6 protein-coding genes are annotated in these 3857 nt (G+C 40.9%); 4 read left to right on the top strand and 2 right to left on the bottom strand.

The features are described from left to right. The first annotated feature begins 289 nt into the window (after positions 1-289). Both A4S05_RS37560 and A4S05_RS41105 read left to right on the top strand, forming a co-directional pair. Positions 290-685 (top strand): hypothetical protein, encoded by a 396-nt coding sequence (locus A4S05_RS37560; RefSeq protein WP_069074826.1) that lies wholly within the window; start codon positions 290-292, stop codon positions 683-685. Positions 686-965: 280 nt separating this feature from the next. Beyond that, a complete protein-coding gene (locus A4S05_RS41105; protein WP_141699928.1) occupies positions 966-1331 on the top strand; it encodes a hypothetical protein in 366 nt (121 codons plus the stop codon). 228 nt (positions 1332-1559) lie between these two features. Here the strand turns inward: A4S05_RS41105 and A4S05_RS37570 are convergent, their stop codons facing one another. Together A4S05_RS37570 and A4S05_RS42445 are read right to left on the bottom strand one after the other, a co-directional pair. Further along, entirely contained in the window at positions 1560-1913 is a 354-nt protein-coding gene (locus A4S05_RS37570; RefSeq protein ID WP_069074828.1) for a Spx/MgsR family RNA polymerase-binding regulatory protein, read from the bottom strand. A 7-nt stretch (positions 1914-1920) separates the two neighbouring features. After that, positions 1921-2061, bottom strand: coding sequence for a hypothetical protein (locus A4S05_RS42445; RefSeq protein ID WP_176727227.1), 141 nt, complete (start codon positions 2059-2061; stop codon positions 1921-1923). A 116-nt stretch (positions 2062-2177) separates the two neighbouring features. On the opposite strand from A4S05_RS42445, the gene A4S05_RS37575 reads away from it, so the two are divergent. Next, on the top strand, positions 2178-2936 hold the full coding sequence (locus A4S05_RS37575; RefSeq protein ID WP_069074829.1) for an ATP-binding cassette domain-containing protein: 759 nt from the start codon (positions 2178-2180) through the stop codon (positions 2934-2936). Beyond that, on the top strand, positions 2933-3565 hold the full coding sequence (locus tag A4S05_RS37580) for an ABC transporter permease (protein ID WP_084227410.1): 633 nt from the start codon (positions 2933-2935) through the stop codon (positions 3563-3565). The genes A4S05_RS37575 and A4S05_RS37580 overlap by 4 nt, the downstream gene beginning before the upstream one ends. Positions 3566-3857 lie beyond the last annotated feature (292 nt).

Below are 3857 nucleotides of genomic sequence, written 5' to 3' on the forward strand. Positions count from 1 at the left end.
AATGAGCAATGTGCTTTACCCTACCCACGTATTTGTATCATTATTAAAGTGAAATGGTATTAGGACATTTTGAAAACACCAAGGCTAGGAATAGTAATACTTTTACCTCCTGCCTCCTGCCATAACTTAAATAATTATTCCTATAAAAATCAACATCTAGTGATGAGATACCGGAAAATTACTGGTATTACCTGAAAAGTTTATCAAAAAAAATTGTGAGTTCCCCTGAACCGGAATGTGGTTTAACTAAGGCAAGCTAGCTCTAGAAGTATCTTAAAGAAATAAATTTATGTCTCGTCTAAAACGCACATCCCGCATTTTAGAAAAAGCTCAGTTAAGATCCGCTGGATTAAAATCGATTGTTCCAAGCATTAAATTTGATGAAAATCATAATCTGGAAAAAATGATTGAGTCAATTGAGCAATTACGTAACAAACTTGATGTTTATAATACCGCTCTGTCTGTGGTTGATTCTTCTAGAACTGAAATTGAAGAGATGGAAAAAAATTTGAGTCAGCTTTCTGAGAAAATGCTGATGGTTGTTGCAATCAAATACGGCAAAGACAGCCGTGAATATGAGATGGCCGGTGGTGTTCGCAATAGCGATCGCATCCGCAAAATCAGATCAAGCCGCTTGAAAAATGTTGCAGAACAAGCCTCAGATGAGAATAATAAAACTGCATAGTTGTAGGAAATATGCCCTGCCCTGAGTGAGTTAGAAAGAAATCCTCATGTAGAGACGCGATTTATCGCGTCTTAAAAAAAACAATCATCTACACCAATAACCCTTAACTAAAGCGTAGTAGGAGATAGATAACGGGAAAAGTCAGTGTGTGGATAATATCTGCTAATATAAGTACTTTTATTACATTTGCACTAATCAAATTTGTAAATCCTGAACTATATAATTACTCAACTTAAGTATTAAATAAATAGATTACCAATAGTTTAGGAAAAGCAAAAACGTGAATCGTTTCAAAAAGCTATCCTCAATTGCGTTCCTGTTATTAGCCTTCATTTATCCGCCTGCTTTGGCTGAAGCTAAGGATAATACTCTAAATCATGTTCTCAATGAACAGAGTATTGACGCACAGACAAATTTAGTTGGAGAGCAAAGTGAAGAACTTTTGTTAGCTCACCGACGGAATCGACGACGTTATCATAGACGGCAACGAAGTGGAAGATATTATTATCAACGCCAGCGAAATCGACGACATCATTATAGACGACGCTATCGTTCCATACGTTATAAAGGACAACGATATCGTCGTGGAGAATGGGAACTTGTGCGTGATCGTCATGGACGATTAATGTATGATTGGCAGCGTTAATAGTAAAACTTACACCCAATTCTTCCAGAGAATCTTTACGCGTAAATCCTAATTTAGACAGACTTGTTTGAGATAAGTAAAATTATTGAAAATGGGAAAAACTAAACTATATGAAGAAAATTAACTAGGCTAAAACCCTCTTTAATCCTAGCTTCTGTCCTTCGGCTTGGTGCAGCAACATAATTGATAATTTAACCCCAATCTCACTGTTAGAGCGTTGCTCCCTGACTAAAATCCTAATTTTTCTTGAACTACTGCTTCATCTTTAAAGCCGACTAGCACAGCTGTTCCATCTTTGACAAAAAGTGGACGTTTGAGAAGCATTGCATCGTGAGTGAATGCGTCAATCCACTGTTCATCAGTCCAAATCTTTTTTTGATCTCCTAAAGCGCGGTAGGATTGGCCAGAGGTATTTCGCATGGGAGCAAAACCCAAAGACTTTACCCAGTTTTGAATCATCTCATGGGTTGGCGGTATATCTTTGGTGTTGATAAACTCATAGTCAATGTTGTTGTGTTGGAGCCACGTTAAAGCTTTTTTGCAAGTGCTGCAATTGGGAATTCCGTAGACTTGAATAGACATAAAACAATTAAACAACAATCTCCATATATGACATAGCTAGTGTAACTTCTGCAATCCTCCTGTCCTTGAATCTCTGCGGCAGAAATACAAAGACGCGATAAATCGCCGTCTCTACAATAATCAGTTTGTTGTAGAGACGGCGATTCATCGCGTCTCTTGCCTTAGCAATTCATCGCGTCTCTCACCTTAACCAAACAGCATTGGTTAGCACGCCAGCAAAATCAGCACATAATACATACAGCTAGCGTCCACCAAAAGCCACCCATGCAGCAAAATAACCAAACCGCCGTTGAATTCCGCGATGTTACCTTTAGCCGCAATCATCGCCCCTTGGTGTCAAATCTCAATTTCACCATCCGCCAAGGGGAAGCACTGGTGTTACTTGGGCGCAGTGGTAGCGGCAAAACCACCACAATGAAATTAATTAATCGCCTATTTACACCTACACAAGGCGAAGTTTTATTTGATGGCATTCCCACAACTGAATGGGATGAAATTAAACTGCGGCGAAAAATTGGTTACGTCATTCAAGAAATTGGTTTATTTCCCCATTTTACAGTTGAACGCAATGTGGGTTTAGTTCCTTCTTTGGAAGGTTGGCAATCTAAACAAATTAAAACGCGGGTTTATGAGTTGCTGCAATTGGTAGGCTTAGAACCAGCACAATTCGCCGGACGTTACCCGCACGAACTTTCGGGAGGACAAAGGCAAAGAGTCGGGGTAGCCAGGGCTTTAGCGGCAGATCCGCCTGTGTTGTTGATGGATGAACCCTTTGGCGCACTTGATCCAATTACGCGCTTAGAATTGCAACAAGAGTTTCGGCATTTGCAGCAAGAGTTAGGCAAAACTGTTGTTTTCGTCACCCACGATATCCAAGAAGCCTTGGTTTTGGCATCAAGAATTGGTTTAATGTATGGCGGAGAATTGGTAGTATTGGGGACAACAGATGAATTTATGCGATCGCAACACCCAGAAAGTCTCGCCTTTCTTCAATGTCTGCGTTCCCTGCAAGATACTCTATGAAAAATTTCTTCCTCGTTAAGTATGCCCCAGAAATTCTTCAGCATACTCTCGAACACCTATTTTTAGTAGGCATTGCCATTGGAATTGCCATACTTGTAGGCATTCCATTAGGTATTTTAATTACACGTAAAACTTATCTCCGCCAACCAATTCTTGGCATAGCGAATATTCTCCAAACTATTCCTAGTTTGGCACTGTTTGGCTTACTGATTCCTGTTCCGATAATTGGCGGAATTGGTGCAGTACCAGCAATTGTTGCCCTGACTGTATATTCTTTGCTGCCGATAATTCGTAACACTTACACAGGTATTACTGGCGTAGATCCAGCTATTCGGGAAGCTGGGAGAGGCATGGGAATGACAGATAGACAATTGTTATTGCAAGTTGAGATTCCCTTAGCAATGGGAGTAATTTTAGCAGGAGTGCGAGTAGCAACAGTAATTGCTATTGGTATTGCAACTATTGCAGCAGCAATTGGTGCTGGTGGTTTGGGAGTCTTTATTTTTCGTGGGATATCAGTTGTAAATGATCAGCTAATTTTAGCTGGTGCAGTCCCGGCGGCAGGAATTGCATTACTGGCTGACTTTGCAATTGGCTGGATGGAGAATAAATTAAAAATTAAAAGTTAACTATGTCCGCCAGATTACGTCCGCCAGATTACGTCCGCCAGATCATGTCCGCCAGATCACGTCCGCCAGATCACGTCCGCCAGATTACGTCCGCCAGATCACGTCCGCCAGATCACGTCCGCCAGGGATTGTAAATCCCTGTCTCATAGCTAAAGTCCTCTGAAGAGGACTAAAGAGCGCGGAAAATTTTCAGTCTACTTCAGTAGACTTTAGCTATGAGCCAGAGAATTCATTCTCTGGAGCGTTAGGAAGCCCGCAGCGAAGATAATTCTAGCGTAAGTAGACACCAATG

Origin of the sequence: Nostoc sp. KVJ20 (assembly GCF_001712795.1) — a bacterium.
In the GTDB taxonomy this organism is placed as follows: Bacteria; Cyanobacteriota; Cyanobacteriia; order Cyanobacteriales; family Nostocaceae; genus Nostoc.

What these genes read in the sequence shown, in the direction of transcription:
- A4S05_RS37580 (WP_084227410.1), top strand. Translation starts at nt 2,933, where the DNA reads ATGAAAAATTTCTTCCTCGTTAAGTATGCCCCAGAAATTCTTCAGCAT.
- A4S05_RS37570 (WP_069074828.1), bottom strand. Translation starts at nt 1,913, where the DNA reads ATGTCTATTCAAGTCTACGGAATTCCCAATTGCAGCACTTGCAAAAAA.
- A4S05_RS42445 (WP_176727227.1), bottom strand. Translation starts at nt 2,061, where the DNA reads ATGAATCGCCGTCTCTACAACAAACTGATTATTGTAGAGACGGCGATT.
- A4S05_RS37575 (WP_069074829.1), top strand. Translation starts at nt 2,178, where the DNA reads ATGCAGCAAAATAACCAAACCGCCGTTGAATTCCGCGATGTTACCTTT.
- A4S05_RS37560 (WP_069074826.1), top strand. Translation starts at nt 290, where the DNA reads ATGTCTCGTCTAAAACGCACATCCCGCATTTTAGAAAAAGCTCAGTTA.